This is a genomic window from Sphaerisporangium sp. NPDC004334 (assembly GCF_053602655.1).
The window spans coordinates 250,513-269,951 of sequence record NZ_JBSGDZ010000001.1 but is presented as its reverse complement, the minus strand read 5'-3'; the positions used below and the strand labels follow the sequence as shown (position 1 = coordinate 269,951).

Here is a 19,439-nt window from a genome sequence, read left to right as displayed (position 1 = left end):
AGACCGAAAGAGAGCCGAAAGGCCGGCACGGGACGACCCACCACCGCTCCGGGCTCGTCTGCGGGGCGGCGGTGGTCGCCGTCTACGGTCAGCGGAGGCGGGGCTGCCTGCGAAGGACGACCATGTCGCTGCGGTAGTCGGCACCGATCGGTTCCCAGGCCGCCGACCGCAGGCCGACGGCCATGAGGACCGACCCGTGCCAAAGGGAGCCTCGCTGCAGAAGACCCGGGCCGTTGCCGGTGCCGCCCGCGTCCACCACCTCGTAGAGCGCATCCGGGTCCAGCCCGGCCAGGCGCAACCATCGGGGGCCGCGCTTGACGTTGCCGTACGGGTTGTAGATCAGTACGACCACCTCGTCGTCCAGGATGTACTGGACCGCGGAGCGTTCCTGGCCGGGTGTGCCGGCCAGCCGGTACTGCCTGCCCTGCTGGATCACCCGGCGAACCGACTTGTACGCATCGATGAGCTCGGCGGCTTCGTCCAGGTCCTGCTGCGACCATGTGGTGAGGTCGCCGCCGATGCCGAGGACCCCCGACATGGCCACGTGGAACCTGTATCGCAGCGGCGTGGCCCGGCCGGTGTTCGGGTTGGGGGAGTCGGTGACCCACGCGGACATCGTGCCGGCCGGATAGACCTGGGAGAACCCGTGATGGACGATCTGCCGGTCCCGGGCGTCGGTGTTGTCGGAGGGCCAGACCTCGTCGGTGTGGCGCATGATCCCGAAGTCGACACGCCCACCACCGCCGGAGCAGGACTCGATCCGCAGATGGGGATGGCGCTCCCTCAGCAGTCCCATCACCCGGTAGACGTTGCGCGTGTGCTCGATCCACAACCGGTCCTGCGCCGGACCCGCCTCCGGCCACCCCGCCTGCGTGAAGGGCCGGTTCATGTCCCACTTGAGGTAGTCGAGACCCAACTCGCCGACCAGGCGGTCGAGCCAGTCCAGGGCCCAGGCCCTGACGTCCGGACGGGCGAAGTTCAAGACCAGCTGGCTGCGCTTCTCGTCGCGGCGCCGGTTGTCCATGCGCAGGATCCACTCCGGATGAGCGCGGTAGAGCTCGCTGTTGGCGTTGACCATCTCGGGCTCGACCCACAGGCCGGCCTTCATGCCGACTCCCCGGATACCGTCGAAGACCCCGCGCAGGCCGTCTGGGAAACGTTCCGGGTGAGGCCACCAGTCGCCGAGCGAGCGGGTGTCGTCGTCGCGGCTGCCGAACCAGCCGTCGTCGACGACGAACAGCTCCACACCGAGCGCGGCGGCGATCTTCGCAAGTGACAGCTGGCCGGCCTCGGAGACGGCGAAGGTGGTGGCCTCCCAGGAGTTGTAGAGGACCGGCCGCAGCTCCTGTGGTACGGGCAGGATGTGCCGGCGCGCGTAATCATGCCAGGCCCGGCTGGCCGCGCCGAACCCGCCTCCGGTGTACAGGCCCAGGACCGGAGGCGTGGTGATCTCATCGCCCGGGTCGAGCCTCCAGCGCACGCCCTCGTGCCCGAATCCCGCGGACACCGCCGCGCCTCCTTCGGGACGGTGGGCGACGGTGAGTCGCCAACTGCCACTCCAGGCGAGCGCCACCCCCCAGACCTGGCCATGCTCCTCGGTCGCTTCACCAGGGTCGATCATGATCCAGGGGCTCGCCTGATGGCTTGTCGTGCCCTGCCGACTGGTGAAGGTGAGTTCCCCGATCGGCAGCGGCGCGCGTTGCAGCTGGAACTCCTCGGCCCAGGCGCCGAAGACGCCGCTGTAACGGTAGCCGGCCGAGTCGGGCACGAACCAGTTGCCGGAGTCGATTCGGGTGATATCGATGGGCGCGTCGCCCGGTTCTCCCTGGTGTCGTACGGTCGTCCAGCGTTCGATGACGTCGCTGTCGTGGAGGACGCGCACGGACAGCACCAGTTCGAACGGAAAATAGCGGTCTTCCAGCGCTATGTCCAGCCGCTCTCCCGTGGCCTCGGTGGCGACGGACACCCCGGCCAGCCGCAACTCCAGCGACCGCACCTGCCCGAAGGCCACCTGGGCGGACGGCACACCCCACCGGCAGCCGCCGTCGACCGGCAGCAGCTCCTCGATCTCGACGGGACGGGAGAAGCTGGTGATGTGCCTGCTGGCACCCCCGGGGTTCGCCGGCCCCCCGCTCATGCCCGCCACCCGTCGCGCCGCCTCCAGCGAGAGCGCGGGACCCCAGTACCGCTGGAGCGGTGCCGCCTCTCCCGTCTCAGGGTCGACCTCCACGCTGATCACGTACATGGAGTTGGGCGTGGTCAGCGCCCACCACCCTCCGTCGTCATCGAGTCTGTCCACCGGCACTGCCCACGCACCTCGCCTAATTTGTCTACCACTTCAACTAAAAGCACGGTAGTAGATCGATTGATACGTTGGAAGAGGACAATGTGCGCAGATTTACTTGACACGGTGCACAAAAGCGGCGAACCATTGCCTCGTGCTCTCACACCCCGCAGGACAGCCCGTGCGCATCACCGACGCCACGCGCGCGGTGTTCGTCGAGCTGCTGGTCCACGGCCCTATGTCGCGGGCGGAGGTGGCCCGGCGGCTTGACCTGTCTCCGTCCGCGCTGACGAAGGTGGCCAAGCCGTTGCTGGACGCGGGCTACCTGATGGAGCAGTCGAGCGACGGTCAAAGGGGGGTCGGCCGGCCCTCCCAGCCGCTCCAGGTGGACGCGTCCCGGCTGTCGTTCATCGGGATCAAGCTGACCGCCGACGAGTTGTTCGCCGTGCGCGCCGACATGTCCGCCGTCATCCAGGACCAGTTCTCAACGCCCCTGGCGGGTCACGGTGTCGACACCATCGTGGAGCAGATCGTCGAGGTCGTGCGGCGTCTCACCGGAGCCCACCGGGAGGTCGCGGGGGTCGGCATCAGTTTGGCCGGAACCGCGACGCCGGGCGACCCAGTGGTGGGCACATCCCCTTTCCTCGGCTGGAACCAGGTCCCGCTGGCCCAGCTCGTGGAGGAGGCCGTCGGTATCCCCACCGTCATCGACAACGACGTGCGCGCCCTCACCGCGGCTCAGCAGTGGTTCGGCGAGGGCGTGGGACGCTCCTCGTTCGCCCTGCTCACCGTAGGCGCCGGAATCGGCTGCGGGCTCGTCCTCGGAGGCCGGGTCGTCACCGGCAGGTCCGGCGCGACCGGCATGATCGGTCACCTGGCGATAGACGACCGGGGCCCGCTGTGCGAGCGCGGACACCGTGGCTGCGCCCGCGCCTACGCCACCTCCACGGCGATCCGCCGAACGATGGCCATCACACTCGACCGGCCCGATCTCACCTTGGACGACTGCCTCGAACTCGCCCGGCGGGGACAGCCGGTGGCCCGCCGGGTCCTCGATGACGCCGGCCGGGCCCTGGGACAGGTGATCGCCACGGTGGCCAACATCATCGGCCCGGAACTGGTGATCCTGTCCGGCGAGGCCGTCCATATGTATCCCCTTTGCGCCGATGCCCTGCACGCGGCGCTCACCGAGCACACCCACTGGACGTCCACCCCCGTACCGGTGACCGTCAAGCCCTTCACCTTCGCCGAGTGGGCCCGCGGGGCGGCGGTTTCCGCTCTGCAGCACCTGCTTCTGCACAGCTGACCCCCCGCGAGCGGCCCGTACTCGGCAAGGGGAACAAGGAGGACCCGGTTGAGCATCCCCCATCCCTCCGTGCGCCCGGCCGACCCGACAGGTCGGCCACGGCGCCGCGGCGACCTCGTGCCTGCCGTCGCGTTCGTTCTCCCGGCGGCGATCGGGTTCGCGCTCTTCTACCTATGGCCGGCGATCCGTGGCCTCTATCTGGGCTTCACCTCCTACAACGTCTTCACACCGCCACGGTTCGTCGGGCTGGACAACTACGAACGACTGCTCGGCGACCATCTGTTCTGGAACGCCATGAAGGTCACCGCCGAGTACGTCGTCATCAACATCGGCGTCCAGACCGTGGCGGCCCTGCTGCTCGCGGTGCTCCTGCACCGGCTCACCAGGTCCCTCGTCGTTCGAGGGGTGATCCTGTTGCCGTTCCTGGTCGCCAACGTGATCGTCGCGCTGGTCTGGTTCTGGATGCTCGACTTCCAGATCGGCGTGGTCAACCAGGCGCTCGACTGGCTGGGACTGGAGCGCGTCGCCTTCTTCGGCGAACCGGACCTGGCCATCCCGACCATCGCCCTGGTCAACACCTGGCGGCACCTCGGCTACACGGCGCTGCTCATCTTCGCCGGGCTTCAGATGATCCCGCCCACGGTCTATGAGGCCGGCGCGATCGACGGCGCGTCGGAACGGCAGATGTTCGTCCGCATCACTCTTCCCCTGCTGCGTCCCATCATGGCGCTCGTCCTGGTGCTGACCGTGATCGGATCCTTCCAGATCTTCGACACCGTCGCCGTGACGACGTCCGGCGGGCCGATCAACGCCACGAGGGTCATCTACTACTACATCTTCGACATGGCGTTCAACCGCTTCTCTTTCGGTTACGCCGCCGCCCTGTCCTCGGTGCTGTTCGTGCTGCTGGTCGGGATCGCCTACATCCAGCTCCGGCTTACCCGCGCCGGTGAGACCGACCTTGCTTGAGAGGAGGCGCAATGCTCGACCTCGCAGACACACGCGCCGCAGAGGACTCCCCTTCCCCGAAGACCGGCGCCCGATTCTCACCGCCGAAGATGCGCTGGGGACGGGCCGCCGCCTGGGCGGTCCTGATCCTGGTCATGCTCGTGACCCTGTTCCCGTTCTACTGGATGCTGCGCACATCGTTGTCCAACACCAGAGCGTTGGCGGCCGGGTCGGCGAACCTGCTTCCCGTCGACTTCACTCTCGGGGCGTACAAGCGAGTGCTGGGTCTGTCGGCCCCTGCGGAGGCGATCGCCGAGGGCGGGACGGGCGCGACCCTGAACTTCTGGCTCTATCTGCGCAACTCCGTGGTCGTCGCGACGACCCTCACGATCGGTCAGGTCTTCTTCAGCAGCATGGCCGCCTACGCGTTCGCGCGGATGCGCTGGCCGGGGAGAGACGCGGTGTTCCTGGTCTTCCTCAGTGCGCTCATGGTCCCGCCGATCTTCACCACGTTGCCGAACTTCGTCCTCATGAAGGATCTCGGGCTGCTCAACACCTACCTGGGAATCGTCCTGCCCGGGCTGCTGATGACACCGTTCGCGGTGTTCTTCCTCCGGCAGTTCTTCCTGGGCATCAACCGCGAACTGGATGAGGCGGCACGCCTTGACGGCGCCGGGCACGTACAGATCTTCCTGCGGGTCATACTGCCGGTGGCCAAGATGCCGATCACCACGCTGGCCGTCCTGGTCTACATCGGTGCGTGGAACGACTACTTCTGGCCCCTGCTGGTCGGCAAGGACGAGGGCGTGCGGGTCCTGACGGTGGCGCTCGGCATCTTCCGCTCCCAGACGCCGCAGGGCAGCCCGGACTGGGCGGGCCTGATGGCCGCGACACTCATCGCCGCCCTTCCCGTCATCGCGATCTTCACGATTCTCGGCCGCCGGGTCATCGACTCGCTCGGCTACACCGGCGTCAAGTGACGTCTCCACCCCCCACTATGAAGAGGTCTGTTATGAAGGGACGCATCTCCGTTCTCGCCATCACGGCGCTCCTGCTGGCCGGATGCGGTCAGTCCGGCGGCGACTCCGGCTCCGGTCCCGTTACCGTCAACTACTGGATGTGGGACGCCAACCAGCAGCCGCAGTACCAGGCCTGCGCCGACGCCTTCCACAAAGCCAATCCCAAGTACACCGTCAAGATCAGCCAGTACGGGTGGGACGACTACTGGAGCACGCTCACCGCGAGCTTCGTGTCCGGAACCGCCCCGGACGTCTTCATCAGCCACTTGTCCAACTACCCGCAGTTCGCCGCTCAAGGGCAACTGCTGCCGATCGACGACTTCGTGGCCCGCGACAAGATCGACTTTTCGATCTACCAGAAAGGCCTCGCCGATCTCTGGGTCACCAAGGACGGCAAGCGCTACGGACTGCCCAAGGACTTCGACACCGTCGCCCTGCTCTACAACAAGAACAAGCTCCAGGATGCGGGGGTCGAACCGGGAGAGCTGGAGAACCTCCGGTGGAACCCCCGGGACGGCGGCACCTACGAGAAGCTCATCGCCCATCTGACCGTGGACGCCAACGGCAAGAGGGGCGACGAGCCGGGGTTCGACAAGAAGCACGTCGCGACGTACGGATTGGGCCTGAACGCCTCAGGGGCGGGATTCGGCCAGACCGAGTGGAGCATGTACGCGATGAGCGACGGCTGGAACTACGCCGACCAGAACCCCTGGCCGACGAGGTTCAACTACGCCGACCCCAAGTTCAAGGAGACCATCAAGTGGTTCACCTCCTTGATCGATAAGGGATACGTGCCCTCACTCGCGATCGCCACCTCCGGCGTCGCCCAGATGGACGCCTACGGCGCCGGCAAGTACGCGATGGTGACCGAGGGAAGCTGGAACACCAAGGCGTACTGGGCGCTCAAGGGAGTCGAGTCGGGTATCGCCCCGGTGCCCATCGGCCCCATCGGCAAGCGAGCGAGCCTGTTCAACGGCCTGGCGGACAACATCTCCGCGACGACCAAGGACCCCGGGGCGGCGTGGGCGTGGGTGAAGTTCCTGGCCTCACCCGCCTGCCAGACCGACATCGTCGCCGATCACGGTGTCATCTTCCCCGCCATCAAGGACGCCACAACGCGGGCGGAGAAGGCCTTCGCCAAGCAGGGGATCGACGTCCATCCCTTCACCATGCACGTCGAACAGGGCACCACGCATCTCGCCCCCATCGCCGACCACTGGGCCGACATCTCCGCGATCATGACGGAGACGATGGACTCCATCTTCTCCTTCAAGGCTTCCGTCGACTCCCTCGACCAGGCCAACGAGAAGGTGAACGCGCTGTTGCGCTAGCACCGACAGCGACCTTGCGTGTTCCCGTCCAGGGCGCGCCGACCACCGTGGCCGCGGGCCGGCTTACCGCGAAATGGAATCCGAACCTATGAAACAGCTGAGATTCGCTGACGACAGGTCGGCCCGACGGCAACACGGGGTATCCGGCTGCGTGGTCGCCGCGATCGTCACCGATATCGCCAGCCCCTTCTACGCCGAGGTCAATCGGGTCACCGAGGACCGTCTGGCCGAAGTCCACTGCATGATGCTGATGTGCGGCATCGGTCTCAAGGCCGACCGGGAGACCCAGATGCTGACATGGCTGCAGGAACAGGGGGTTCGCGGCATCCTCATCTCCCCCGTCCGCGACGACCTGACCCGGCTGCAGGAGATCAGCCGACGTGGCACTCCCGTGGTCCTGCTCGACCGTCTGCCGGGTCAGGCGGACCTGTGCGCGGTCAGCGTCGATCACCGAGCGGGAGGCATCCTGGCCGGGGAGCATCTCCTGCGGCTGGGCCATCGGCGGATCGCGTTCCTCGGCCCCTCTCCGGTCACGGTGACGGCGGTGAAGGAGCGCCGCCAGGGTCTGCGCGAAGCCGTGCGGGCCGCGGGACTGGACCCCGAACGCGACCTCGTCGACATCAGGGTGCCCGCTCCCAACCTCGTCGAGGCCGCCGACGCCGCGATGAACACGATCGTGACGATGAAGGATCCGGTGACGGCGATCGCCTGCATGAACGACATGACGGCCCTCGGGGTGTTACGGGGGCTCGACCGCCACGGCGTTCACGTGCCTGAGGAGATATCGGTCATCGGCTACGACGACATCACCTTCGCCTCCCATCTCACTCCGGCCCTCACCACAATCCACCAGCCCACGCATCAACTGGGACGCGCGGCGGCAGAGCTCCTGCTCGACGAGGCCAAGCCGGGGCATCAGCACAGAACGGCTCGCTTTCGGCCACAACTGATGGTCCGCGCATCGACCGCGAAGGCCGGATGACAGGTCGCCTTCAGGCCGTCGTGACCCGGAGGATCGACGCCCCGCACCCGCCGCGCGAGGGGCGGGGTGGTGTGGCGAGAGGACGGCATGCGATCAGACGGCCGCCCTGGCCGTCCGCCGGCACTCGGTCTGGATGCCGACGGCTATTGTGGGACGTGTGGCGAAAGGTGCTGCGTCTTCTGGGCGAGGTATGCGTGCGGTCGCGCAGGAGGCAGGCGTTTCGGTGACCACGGTCGCCAATGTCCTCAACAGACCCGAAATCGTGGCCCCCTCAACTCGTATGCGAGTGGAGGAGGCCATGAAACGGGTCGGTTTCGTTCGCAATGGTTCCGCCCGCCAACTTCGCGGGGTGCCCAGCCGTCTGGTCGGCGTGATCGTCGTGGACATCGCCAACCCGTTCTACGCCGAGATCAACCGCGGGACCGAGGACCGCCTGGCCGAAGACGACTGCATGATGCTGTTGTGCGCCAGCGGCCTGGAGCAGGACAAGGAGAGCCGGACACTGACGTGGCTGCAGGAGCAGGGCGTTCGTGGCATCGTCATCTCCCCCGTGCACGACGACGTGACCCGGCTGGCGGAGATCAGCGAGCGCGGCACTCCCGTCGTCCTGTTCGACCATCCTCCTCGCCAGGCCGACCTGTGCGCCGTCACCGTCGATCACCATACGGGGGGCCTCCTGGCCGGCGAGCATCTCCTGGGGCTGGGCCACCGGCGGATCGCCTTCCTCGGCAGCTCCCCCATCATGGTCAGAGCGGTGAGAGAACGCCGCGAGGGTGTGCGCGAGGCCATGCAGAACGCGGGGCTGGACCCCGAACGGAACCTCATCGACCTCAATGTGCACCCGCCCAACCTCGTGGAGGCCGCCGACGCGGCGATGAACATGCTCCTGGCGATGCGGGACCCGGCGACCGCGATCGTCTGCATGAACGACATGGCGGCCCTGGGTGTCCTGCAGGGGCTGGATCGCCAGGGCGTTCGCGTACCCGACGAGATATCGGTCGTCGGGTACGACGACATCGCCTTCGCCTCGCGTCTCACCCCGGCTCTCACCACGATTCGCCAGCCCAGCTACCTCCTCGGATGCACCGCGGCGGAGCTACTGCTCGAGGAGGCCGAGCCGGGGCATCTTCACAGGACGGTCTGCTTCCAGCCGCACCTGATCGTCCGCGCGTCGACCGCGCAGGCCAGGTGAAGCGGGGGCGTGCCGCGCCACCCTCCCGGCGTCCATCGGCAGGGACGGCATCTGTCCGCTCGCCCACGACACCACACGGTGACCTTCCTGCTCGGACCTCCTCGCCCGCCCTCGCGGCTCAGACGCGGAGGCAGAGGAACAGGAAGGCGGTGCCTGGTCTGTCGGCGAACCGCGGGGCGGGCAGGCCGACGGCGGCGAGGGCGCGACCGGTGAGGCGCGTCTCACCAGACGCCCAGTCGGGGTGACGGTCGGCCGGTCCGGACACCTGGCCGGGGATGGCCTCGACGACGTACTCCGCGCCGGGGTCGAGGCCAGGCAGCCGCATCGGTGCCGTCCGTTCTCCGACGCTGGTCTCCAACTGCACGTAGGCGTACACGGCCCGGCTCCGGTCGAGGGCGACGACGCCGTGGACCCACGCGGCGGGGTCGGGGTGGTCGGCCCTCACCGCCTCACCGGTGTGCAACAGCGGGCGCAGTTCCTTGTACAGGGCGATCCACTCGGCCAGCGCCGCCCGCTCGGCAGGGGGCCATGCGGTGATGTCGGCTTCGATACCGGCATGTCCGAACAAAGCGGTGGCTGCTCGGAAACCGAGCGTGGCGACGCGCCCCGTGAGGTGGGACGCGGAGGAGCCGACGTGCGAGCCGATCAACTCGTACGGCAGCAGCAGGCTGGTCCAGCGCTGGATGTGCTGCCGTTCGACGGGGTCGAGATTGTCCGAACCCCAGACGCGATCGGTGCGTTCCAGGATGCCGAGGTCGGCTCGGCCGCCGCCGGAGGAGCACGACTCGATCTCCAGGATGGGGAACCGGACGCGCAGATCGTCCAGCAGCCGGTAGACGGCCTCGGTCTGCGCATGACTGCCGGGCACGCCTTCGTGCACGGGCTCGGCCAGGTCACGGTTGTGATCCCACTTGATGTAGTCGATTCCGTACTCGACCACCAGGCCGCTGATCCGTTCCAGCAGGTAGGCGTACACTTCGGGGCGCGCCAGGTCGAGAGTGTGCTGGCCGCGCCGGGGCAGCGGCCGACGCTGCGAGTCGGCCAGCAGCCAGTCCGGGTGGGCACGGACCAGGTCGGAGTCGGGGTTGGCCATCTCGGGCTCGAGCCACAGCCCGAACTGCATGCCGTGCTCGCGCACCCGCTGGACCAGTTTGTGCAGGCCGTTCGGCCAGACGGTCTCGTCCACATACCAGTCACCGAGCCCCGCGTCGTCGCTCCTGCGGTGGCGGAACCAGCCGTCGTCGACGACGAACCGTTCGGCACCCACCTCCGCCGCGGTGTCGGCGAGCGCGAGCAGGCGGTCCTCGCGGTGGTCGAAGTAGACCGCCTCCCAGGTGTTCATCGTCACCGGACGCGCCGACCTCGGATGAGTCGCCCGGGCGCGCACCATGGCGTGGAACCGGCGGCTCAGGCCGTCTAGACCGGCGTCGGAGGTGACGAAGTACACCCACGGCGTGCTGTACGACTCCCCCTGGCCGAGTCGTACCTCACCGGGTTCGAGCAGCTCGCCGGCGACCAGCACGCCATCCCCCTCTGGGAGCCGCTCGACGTACTGGACATGGTTGCCGCTCCAGGCGACGTGCACCGCCCACACTTCGCCGGTCCGGAACCCGAACCCCGGAGTGCCGACGACGAGCGGGCCGGCGTCGAACCACGTCCGACCGCGGCGGTTCTCTCGTGACCAGGCGCCTTGCCGCAGCGGCGCCCGCTGCGGGGACCGCTCCCTGGCCCAGCGGCCGGCGAAGTCCAGCACCTCCCCGGCCTGTGCGGGCAGCGGCATCAGGCAGGCCAGGCGGTCCAGCGCGTACGGCGAGGTGGCGGTGTTGACGAGCGTGTGCCGCATCCGTAGCACACCCTGGGGCGTCAACTCGATCTCGGTGGCCAGGTCCAGCCCACCATCGGGGTCGGTGGCAAGGGCCTCGACACGGTTTCCGTTCACGGTGGCGGCCTCGGCCAGGGTGAACCGGGGAGGCCGCCAACCGCCGTCGTGTTTCCCGGACAGGATCGGTCGGCCGAACCAGCCGTCGCCTTGGCTCGGCACCACATCCTGACCGGGCACCGGCGGAAGCCAGGTGAGCGGTCCCGGGCAGGCACCCCAGTACAACACGCGCGCCAGGTGCGGGCCGCCGAGGTCGAGGACGACGCCGACGTCGCCCGCGAACAAAACGATCATTAAAGCTCCAGGCCAGTGGTAGTGCCGGCGCTCACGGCCCCGTCGTCGTCAGCACGTTGGCGCTGCACAGCACGCCGGGAGCGGCGAGGGAGGAGGGGTCGTCGAGCACAGCGGAGGTTCGTACGTGGAATGTGTGTGATCGTCCGGCCGGCAGTGAGACCAGCATGTCGTCCACCACCGCGTCGGAGGCGACCTTGTCGGCCAGCAGTGCGATATCGCGCGTGAAGGACACGGCCCGCACCTCGACCCGATAGCCGCCGGGCGTCCTTTCGACGGTCGTGGTGAGCGATGCGGGCTCGTACGCCACGTCTCGATCCTCCGCGAACAGGTGACAGACACCGACGGCGCCGACGGCCATCACCAGCACCTCTCGCTTGGCGTCGGCCGGTTCGAGCAGGTCTTCGGGCAGTTCGACCGACGCCACCGACCGCGGTGGCACGGCGAGGGCCAGATCGGCGGTGGCCAGCACGTTCCCGGCGAACGTTTGCCGGCTCGCGACCACCGTCCCCGTCCAGGTCTCGTCCTGGTCGTTGACGGCGATCAGAACGGTCCGGCCGTCCCTTGGCTGGACGGTGAGCAGCCGGGGTGCGAAGGCGTGCGCAAGGGCGTAGTAGAGGGGCTTGGGCCGTTCGTCGCCGTCCACGGCCGCCCAGGATGTGACCGGCCAGCAGTCGTTGAGCTGCCACACCAGTGCCCCGGCCGTGCGCGGCCACCAGGAGCGGAAGTGCTCGATGCCGAACGCGACGGCCCGAGCCTGGTTGAGCTGTGCCGCCCAGTGCCAGTCCTCGAAGGAGGTTGGGACGGACAGGTGCGGCTCCATCCCCCGGTCGAGCTTGAGATTCCCGTTCTCGGCCTTTTGATGGAGCAGGAATCCCGGGGCGGTCGGCGTCATCGGCTCGTCGTGGATCCACCGGGTCAGGGTGCGCCAGGTGGGCGGCCCCTGGAAGCCGAATTCGGCGCAGAAGCGCGGGATGCGGTCGCGGTAGTGCGTGTAGTCGACCGCGTTCCAGACGGCCCATTCGTGCCTGGTGCCGTGGTCGTCGCCATTCGGCGGCAGGCCGTCGGGGCTGTAAGGGCTGCCGGGCGAGTAGGGCCTGGTGGGATCGAGTTCGGCCACGATTCCCGGCAGCAGATCGGTGTAGTAACCGAGCCCCCATGTGCGCCCCTGCAGCGTGTCGCGCCAGCCGGGCCACTCCGCGAAGGCTTCCTGATTCTCGTTGTTGCCGTTCCACAGCGCCAGCGAGGGATGGGAGACCAGGCGGGTGACGTTTTCGCGCGCCTCGGCCTCGACCTCGCTCCGCAGCGGCTCCTCCTCGGCGTAGAAGGCGCAGGCGAAGGGGAAGTCCTGCCACACGAGCACGCCTCGCTCGTCGCAGACGTCGTAGAAGTCGTCGCTCTCGTAGATGCCGCCGCCCCAGACGCGCAGCATGTTCATGTTCGCGGCCACGGCCTGATCGACCCTGCGGGTGATCCGCTCACGGTCGACGCGGGTGAGGAAGTGGTCGTCGGGAATCCAGTTGGCGCCCTTGGCGAAGACGGGCCTGCCGTTGACGACGAAGGTGAACCCGCTGCCGATGTGGTCGGGCTCGGTCTCAAGAGCGATCGTGCGGAAGCCGACGCGGCGCCGCACGACGTCCACCGGCCGGTCTTCATGGAGGAGCGTGACCGTCAGGTCGTACAACGGCTGGTCACCGTAGCCGACCGGCCACCACAACCGCACCTGTGGTGCCAGGACGGTGACCGTGGCCGCGCCACCGGACACGGGAACCTGCTCGCAGTGGTCTCCCACGTTGACCGCGATGCCGTAGTCGCCGTCGCGGGCATGGTCGAGTTCCACATGTACCTCGACGCGGCCGGTGCCATCCGGGTCCACGGTCACCAGGGGGCGTACGTGGGAGAGCCGGGCAGTGCTCCAGCGCTCCAGCCGTACCGGCTTCCAGATGCCGGCGGTCTGCAGGTCGGGACCCCAGTCCCAGCCGAATGAGCAGGCCATCTTCCGGATGGCGTTGTAGGGGTGCGGGTATGCGCGCTTGCGCGGACCCAGGGTCTCTTCCATCTGCTCGGCATGGTTCAGGGCGGAGGAGATCGTCACCACGAGTTCGTTCGCCCCGTCCCGCAGGATCTCGCCCACGTCGAAGCGATGTCCGCGGTGCATGTTGGCGGTGTGGCCGAGAAGCGTGCCGTTGAGGCCGACCGTCGCGACCGTGTCGATGCCGTCGAATACCAGGTCCACCCGCTCCCCAGGCCGCACGGCCCGCGCCTGGAAGGTCGTCGTGTACGTCCAGTCGGCGCGGTGCATCCATGCCAGTTCGGCTTCGTTGCGGTCCAGGTACGGGTCTGGGATGAGGCCCGCCGCCATGAGGTCGAGGTGCGAGCCGCCTGGCACCCGCGCCGGGATGTCGCGACCGGCGACGGCATCCGGGATGGCCACTCCGGCCGCCCGCAGGTGCCACTCTTCCTGCAACGTCTCGCGGATCATTCGCCCTCTTCTCCCCGGCGCCCAGCACAACGATCTCAGACCTCTTTCTTAGGTAAGTTACTGAAGTTAGTCAAGAGTCTCCTGGGAGAGGAGTGCCGCCGGACACGGCGACGCCCGCGAGAAGCGGGGCCGGGAAGCCGCGCGGCGGGTTCGGCGTCGAGCCTCTCCGGCAGGCGAGTAGCCCGGCTCAGGGGCACCGGTTCCGTCCGCTGGATCACTTGGCGGACGACGGAGTCGGCTCGCCCGCCACGGTGGGCGGGCGAGCTCGGTGCGACCCGCAAGGAGCCGCGCATCGGGCCTACCGGCCGCTCTGAAAGTTCCACGACCATTGACTTACTTAAGTCGCTGAATTAACAATGCTCAACATCGTTTGAGAGGACCATCTGCTATGTCCATGAAGACCTCATACGCGTTCACCCGAGTAGCCGCTGGACTCGCCACCGTCATAGTCGTCGCCGGTTGCTCCTCCTCCGGAGGTGCACCGGGACAGGCGGCCGGAGCGTCGTCCGGAGCCGGGGGCCCGGCGGGATCCTCCAAGCCTCTGGTCGTGTACACCGGCGGATCAGGTGACATCCAGCCCATCTTCAACCCCTACCTGCCTGGGGCCCTCGGCGGCGGGGGCACGTTCTTCGAGCCGTTGTTCTTCTACAACATCGTCCGCAGCGAGGCGCCCCAGCCACGGCTCGGCGAGAGCTTCTCCTGGAACGACGACGGCACGAAGCTGTCGATCACGCTGCGCAGCGGCGTCAAGTGGTCCGACGGCCAACCGTTCAGCGCCAAGGACGTCGTGTTCACCCTGAACATGATCATGAAGTACAAGGCCCTGAACGGCACGGGCTACCGAGGCAAGGCGACCGCCACCGACGACACCCACGTGGTGATCAAGTTCGACGACCCGTCCTTCCTTGACGGCCCGCAGATACTCGGCCGGATCTGGATCGTGCCCGAGCACAAGTGGAAGGACATCCCCGACCCCACCAAGGAGCAGCTACGAGAGCCCGTCGGCACCGGCCCCTATCTGGTCGACGATCTCAAGCCCCAGGCGTTGACGGTGAAGGCGAATGCCGGCTACTGGGGCGGCGAACCCGCCGTGAAGAAGATCCGTTTCCCCTCGCTGTCGGGCAACCAGTCCGGCGCCACCGCCCTCAAGGCGGGCCAGATCGACTGGCAGACCGGACCGGTGCCGGACATCGCGAACGTGGAGCAGAGCTACCCCGGGTACAAGCTGATCATCACCCCGCTGAACCAGATGGTGATGGACACCTGCGCCAACGCCGACCTGGGATGCAAGGGCCCGCAGACCGACCCCGCCGTCCGCCAGGCGATGTACTACGCCGTCAACCGGACCCAGTTGAACGCGCTGGCCTTCGAGAACACCAGCGCCGAGATCTCACCGAGCATGGCGCTGCTGCAGCGGGACCAGGCGGCCATCTCCGGCCGGCTGCAGAACAAGGTCGCGCCGATGCAGCCGGATGTGGCGAGGGCGCAACAGATCCTCGAGAGTGCGGGCTACGCGAAGGGCGCCGACGGGATCTACGCCAAGGACGGCAAGCCCGTCAAGCTGACGCTCAAGACGGTCGCCGGATGGACGGACTACATCACCGCGGCCGACACGCTGAGTCAGCAGCTGGCGAAGGCCGGCATCAAGGTCACCGCGCAACAGCTGTCGTACAACGAATGGACCGCCGCGCGAGGGCGCGGCGACTTCCAGCTGATGCTCGACTCACTGGGCCAGGGCCCGGCCGCCGACCCGTTCTACGTCTACAGCTACTCCTACAGCACCGACAGCACCGACAAGGTCGGCGAGACGTCCGGCTCGAACTACAGCCGCTTCTCCGATCCTGACGTGGACAAGGCCATCGCCGAGCTCAAGAAGATCAACATCTCGGACACCGCGGCCCGGCAGCCGTACTTCGACACGATCCAGACCCGCATCGAGCAGTCGATGCCCTATGTCCCCCTGCTCACCCAGGGCACGATCAACATCTACAACGCCAGGAAGTTCACCGGCTGGCCGGCCAAGGAGGACCTGTACGCGTTCCCGGCGGCCTGGCAGGCCCCGGACGCCTCGGAGATCTATCTCCGGCTCAAGCCCGCGGGCAAGTGAGCCGATGCGGTACTACCTCCGCAAGTTCGGTTTCTACCTGGCCGCCTTGTGGGCGGCGGTCACACTGAACTTCTTCATCCCCCGGATGATGCCGGGCGACCCGGTGAGCATCCTGATGGCGAAGCTGCAGCAGCGGGGCGGCTCGGTGAGCCCCGAGGCCCGCAGGGCCTACGAACTGTTGCTCGGCACCGACACCGGTGAGCCGTTGCTCAAGCAGTATCTGTCCTATCTCGGCAACATGCTGCACGGCGACTTCGGAATCTCGGTCAGCGCCTACCCGGTGCCCGTCTCGCAGGTCATCGCGACCTCCCTGCCCTGGACGGTCGTGCTGGTGGGCATCGCGACGGTGCTGTCGGTCCTGGTCGGCGTCGGGCTGGGAATGGTGGTGGGGTGGCGGCGGGGCACCTGGCTCGACTCGCTGGTGCCCGCGACCACGGTGCTGGCGGCGGTGCCGTACTTCTGGCTGGCGCTCGTCCTGGTCGCCGTTCTCGGGTCCGCGCTGGGCTGGTTCCCGCTCATCGGCGGCTACGACGTCGACTTCACCCCCGGGTGGAATCTGGACTTCCTCGCTTCGGCCGTCTACCACGGCGTCCTGCCCGCACTGACGATCGTGATCTCTTCGGTGGGCGGCTGGCTGCTGGGAATGCGCAACATGATGGTGTCCACGTTGTCGGAGGACTATGTGCTCACCGCCACCGCGAAGGGGCTGCCGAACAGGCGCGTGATGATCTGGTACGCCGCCCGCAACGCGGCGCTGCCGTCGATCGCCGGGTTCGCCATCTCCCTCGGGTTCGTGGTGGCCGGTTCCATCGTCACCGAACAGGTGTTCTCCTACCCCGGCATCGGCTCGAAGCTGCTGGAGGCCGTGCAGAACAACGACTTCGCGCTGATGCAGGGCATCTTCCTGGTCACCACCGTGGCGGTGCTCGGAGCCAACCTCGTGGTCGACCTGCTCTACAGCGTCATCGACCCCCGAACCCGCGCGGGAGCGAACGCATGACCGATCTCGGTCCCGATTCCCCGGCGCCCCGGCGCGCCGTGCTGCCCCGGTTGTCGCCCAAACTGGTCACCGGGCTCGCCCTGATCACCGCGATCACCCTTTTCGGAGTCGCCGGCCCGCTCTTCGTCGGAGAGCCGGACGCGATCAACGACATCGGATTGACGTCGCCCGGCGGAGGTCACGTCCTCGGCACCACGCAGATGGGCCAGGACGTGCTGGCCCAGATCGCATACGCGACCAGGGGATCGCTCTACATCGGCGTGCTCGTCGGCGTGATGGCCACGGTCCTGTCCGCGCTGTTCGGCATCGTGGGCGGCTATGTCGGCGGCGTGGTGGACGAGGCGTTCTCGCTGTTCTCCAACGTGATGCTGGTGATCCCCGGCCTCCCGTTGGTCATCGTCATCTCCGCGTTCGTACCGCCCGAGCAGCGGGGGGCGTGGACCATCGCGGTGGTGCTCGCGATCACCGGCTGGGCCGGGTCGGCCCGGGTGCTTCGTGCGCAGACGCTGACGCTGCGCAACCGGGAGTACGTCCTGGCCGCCCGCGTGGCGGGAGAGCCGATGTGGCGGATCATCAGCGTCGAGATCCTGCCCAATCTCCTGCCGCTGCTGGCCTCCCAGTTCGTGTTCTCGATGATCGCGGCGATCCTTTCGGAGGCGGGCCTGTCGTTCCTCGGGCTCGGCGCCTCCAATTCCTCCACCCTCGGCACGATGCTCTACTACGCCCAGAACGGCTTCGCGCTGCAACGCGGCGCGTGGTGGTGGTTCGTGCCGCCGGGCCTGATCATCGCACTGTTCGGGTGCGGCCTCGCACTGATCAACTTCAGCATCGACGAGATCATCGATCCCAAGCTCCGCGCCGTACCGCGCCGGATCCGGCACCGGCGGCGCGACCCGGCTCCGGTGGAACGATCATCACAGGACACCGTGGTGAGCGTGCGGAACCTTTCGGTGACCTACGGGAACACGGTGCGGGCGGTCAAGGACGTGTCGCTGGACGTACGGCGGGGGGAAATCTTGGGCCTGGCGGGTGAGTCGGGCAGCGGGAAGACGACGCTCGCATACGCGATCAACCGCCTGCACCGGCCGCCGGCGGAGGTCACCGCCGGGTCGGTCACCTTTCACGACCGAGACGGCGGGGACGTGGACGTGCTCGCCCTGCCGCCCGGCGAGCTGCGGGCCTTCCGGTGGTCGCAGCTGTCGGTGGTGTTCCAGGGAGCGATGAACTCGCTGAACCCCGTCATGACGATCGGTGCGCAACTGGAGGACGTACTCACCACCCACCGCCCCCAACTGTCGCGGAGCGATCGCCGGGCGCGCTGTGCCAGGGCGCTGGAGCTGGTGAGTGTGGACCCGGCACGGCTGCGCTCCTACCCCCACGAGCTGTCCGGAGGCATGCGACAGCGCGTCATGATCGCGATGGCCATGCTGCTCGACCCGCAGGTCATGATCATGGACGAGCCGACCAGCGCCCTGGACGTGGTGGTGCAGCGAGGCATCCTCCGCGAGATCCTGCGCCTGCGCGACGAACTGGGGTTCGCGATCGTGCTCATCACCCACGACCTGCCCCTCCTGCTGGAGGTGAGCGACCGCATCGCCGTGATGCTCGACGGGGAGATCGTCGAGTGCGCGGCGACCGAGGAAATACTCGCCGGACCCCGCCATCCCTACACCCGGCGCCTGCTCGAATCGTTTCCCAGCCTCACGGGTGAGCGCGGCGCGTTCGTCCGCTCCGGTGAGGCCACCGGAGGTGCACGGTGACCACGCTCGACGTGAAGGATCTCGTCAAGGATTTCCGCATCCGAGGTGGCCTGCGCGGGCGGCGGCTGCGGGCCGTGGACCACGTCTCGTTCACGCTCACCCCCGGCCGTACGGTCGCCCTGGTGGGAGAATCGGGTTCGGGCAAGTCCACGATCGCCAGGATCATCGCCCGGCTGGAACGGCCCACCGCCGGAAAGGTCGTCATCAAGGACGATGACGGCGGCCGGGTCCCTGACCGGGACTATCGCGACCACGTCCAGATGGTCTTCCAGGACCCGTTCTCCTCGCTGAACCCCTTCCACACCATCGAGCACCATCTGATCCGCCCGCTGCTGCTGCACGGGCAGGCCCGTACCGGTGCCGATGCCCGCAAGAAGGCCGCCGACCTGCTGGAACGGGTCAACCTGCCCGCACGCGACATCGCCCACCGCCGCCCACACGAGCTGTCCGGCGGCCAGCGGCAGCGAGTCGCCATCGCTCGCGCGCTCGCGCCGGGGGCGAAGGTGATCGTGGCCGACGAGCCGGTGTCCATGCTGGACGTCTCCATCCGGCTGGGCGTGCTGAACCTGCTGGCGCGCCTGCAACGCGAGGAGAACCTGGCCGTCCTCTACATCACCCACGATCTGGCCACCGCACGGCACTTCTCCGACGACCTCCTCGTGCTCTACCGGGGCCGGGTCGTGGAGCGCGGCCCGGCGGACGAGGTCATCCTCCACCCGCGGCACCCCTACACCCGGCTCCTGGCCGCCGCCTCGCCCGACCCAAAGGCGCGTGGCCGTTCTTTCGACATCGATGCGGCGGCTGTCGTGGCCGCCGGCGAGGCCCCCGCCTACGACCATCGGATCCAGTCGTGAGGCG

13 protein-coding genes and 1 pseudogene are annotated in these 19,439 nt (G+C 68.0%); 11 read left to right on the top strand and 3 right to left on the bottom strand.

Annotation, left to right across the window (positions count from 1 at the left end; translation table 11 throughout):
• Window positions 1-88: 88 nt before the first annotated feature.
• Complete coding sequence (locus ACWEN6_RS01135; protein WP_452568354.1) at window positions 89-2,299, bottom strand: alpha-galactosidase; 2,211 nt, start codon at window positions 2,297-2,299, stop codon at window positions 89-91.
• A 166-nt stretch (window positions 2,300-2,465) separates the two neighbouring features.
• Here ACWEN6_RS01135 and ACWEN6_RS01130 point away from each other — a divergent pair, with 166 nt between their 5' ends.
• The 7 genes and pseudogenes from ACWEN6_RS01130 to ACWEN6_RS01100 all read left to right on the top strand — a co-directional run bounded on the left by ACWEN6_RS01130 (window position 2,466) and on the right by ACWEN6_RS01100 (window position 9,062).
• Complete coding sequence (locus ACWEN6_RS01130; RefSeq protein ID WP_452568353.1) at window positions 2,466-3,590, top strand: ROK family transcriptional regulator; 1,125 nt, start codon at window positions 2,466-2,468, stop codon at window positions 3,588-3,590.
• A gap of 48 nt (window positions 3,591-3,638) precedes the next feature.
• Window positions 3,639-4,559 carry a carbohydrate ABC transporter permease gene (locus ACWEN6_RS01125; RefSeq protein ID WP_452568352.1) on the top strand — a complete coding sequence of 307 codons (921 nt, stop codon included), beginning with the start codon at window positions 3,639-3,641 and terminating at the stop codon, window positions 4,557-4,559.
• A gap of 11 nt (window positions 4,560-4,570) precedes the next feature.
• Window positions 4,571-5,518, top strand: coding sequence for a carbohydrate ABC transporter permease (locus ACWEN6_RS01120; RefSeq protein ID WP_452568351.1), 948 nt, complete (start codon window positions 4,571-4,573; stop codon window positions 5,516-5,518).
• Between the two features lie 32 nt (window positions 5,519-5,550).
• Window positions 5,551-6,888, top strand: coding sequence for an ABC transporter substrate-binding protein (locus tag ACWEN6_RS01115; RefSeq protein WP_452568350.1), 1,338 nt, complete (start codon window positions 5,551-5,553; stop codon window positions 6,886-6,888).
• Window positions 6,889-7,039: 151 nt separating this feature from the next.
• A complete protein-coding gene (locus ACWEN6_RS01110; RefSeq protein ID WP_452568349.1) occupies window positions 7,040-7,870 on the top strand; it encodes a substrate-binding domain-containing protein in 831 nt (276 codons plus the stop codon).
• A gap of 133 nt (window positions 7,871-8,003) precedes the next feature.
• Window positions 8,004-8,183 (top strand): annotated as a pseudogene (locus tag ACWEN6_RS01105) (LacI family DNA-binding transcriptional regulator); the annotation flags it as partial.
• A 36-nt stretch (window positions 8,184-8,219) separates the two neighbouring features.
• A complete protein-coding gene (locus tag ACWEN6_RS01100; RefSeq protein ID WP_452568519.1) occupies window positions 8,220-9,062 on the top strand; it encodes a substrate-binding domain-containing protein in 843 nt (280 codons plus the stop codon).
• A 118-nt stretch (window positions 9,063-9,180) separates the two neighbouring features.
• On the opposite strand, the gene ACWEN6_RS01095 is transcribed toward ACWEN6_RS01100, so the two are convergent.
• Together ACWEN6_RS01095 and ACWEN6_RS01090 are read right to left on the bottom strand one after the other, a co-directional pair.
• On the bottom strand, window positions 9,181-11,235 hold the full coding sequence (locus ACWEN6_RS01095; protein WP_452568348.1) for an alpha-galactosidase: 2,055 nt from the start codon (window positions 11,233-11,235) through the stop codon (window positions 9,181-9,183).
• A 31-nt stretch (window positions 11,236-11,266) separates the two neighbouring features.
• Complete coding sequence (locus ACWEN6_RS01090; RefSeq protein WP_452568347.1) at window positions 11,267-13,714, bottom strand: glycoside hydrolase family 2 protein; 2,448 nt, start codon at window positions 13,712-13,714, stop codon at window positions 11,267-11,269.
• Window positions 13,715-14,261: 547 nt separating this feature from the next.
• On the opposite strand from ACWEN6_RS01090, the gene ACWEN6_RS01085 reads away from it, so the two are divergent.
• From ACWEN6_RS01085 to ACWEN6_RS01070, 4 genes are read left to right on the top strand one after another with little or no spacing between them, the layout of a single operon-like run.
• A complete protein-coding gene (locus tag ACWEN6_RS01085; protein ID WP_452568346.1) occupies window positions 14,262-15,821 on the top strand; it encodes an ABC transporter substrate-binding protein in 1,560 nt (519 codons plus the stop codon).
• A gap of 4 nt (window positions 15,822-15,825) precedes the next feature.
• The gene (locus ACWEN6_RS01080) at window positions 15,826-16,821 is read left to right on the top strand and encodes an ABC transporter permease (RefSeq protein WP_452568345.1); all 996 of its coding nucleotides are present in this window, start codon (window positions 15,826-15,828) and stop codon (window positions 16,819-16,821) included.
• The gene (locus tag ACWEN6_RS01075) at window positions 16,818-18,581 is read left to right on the top strand and encodes a dipeptide/oligopeptide/nickel ABC transporter permease/ATP-binding protein (RefSeq protein WP_452568344.1); all 1,764 of its coding nucleotides are present in this window, start codon (window positions 16,818-16,820) and stop codon (window positions 18,579-18,581) included. The genes ACWEN6_RS01080 and ACWEN6_RS01075 overlap by 4 nt, the downstream gene beginning before the upstream one ends.
• Window positions 18,578-19,435: an ABC transporter ATP-binding protein gene (locus tag ACWEN6_RS01070; RefSeq protein ID WP_452568343.1), complete on the top strand. Its 858-nt coding sequence runs from the start codon at window positions 18,578-18,580 to the stop codon at window positions 19,433-19,435. The genes ACWEN6_RS01075 and ACWEN6_RS01070 overlap by 4 nt, the downstream gene beginning before the upstream one ends.
• The last annotated feature ends 4 nt before the right edge of the window (window positions 19,436-19,439 follow it).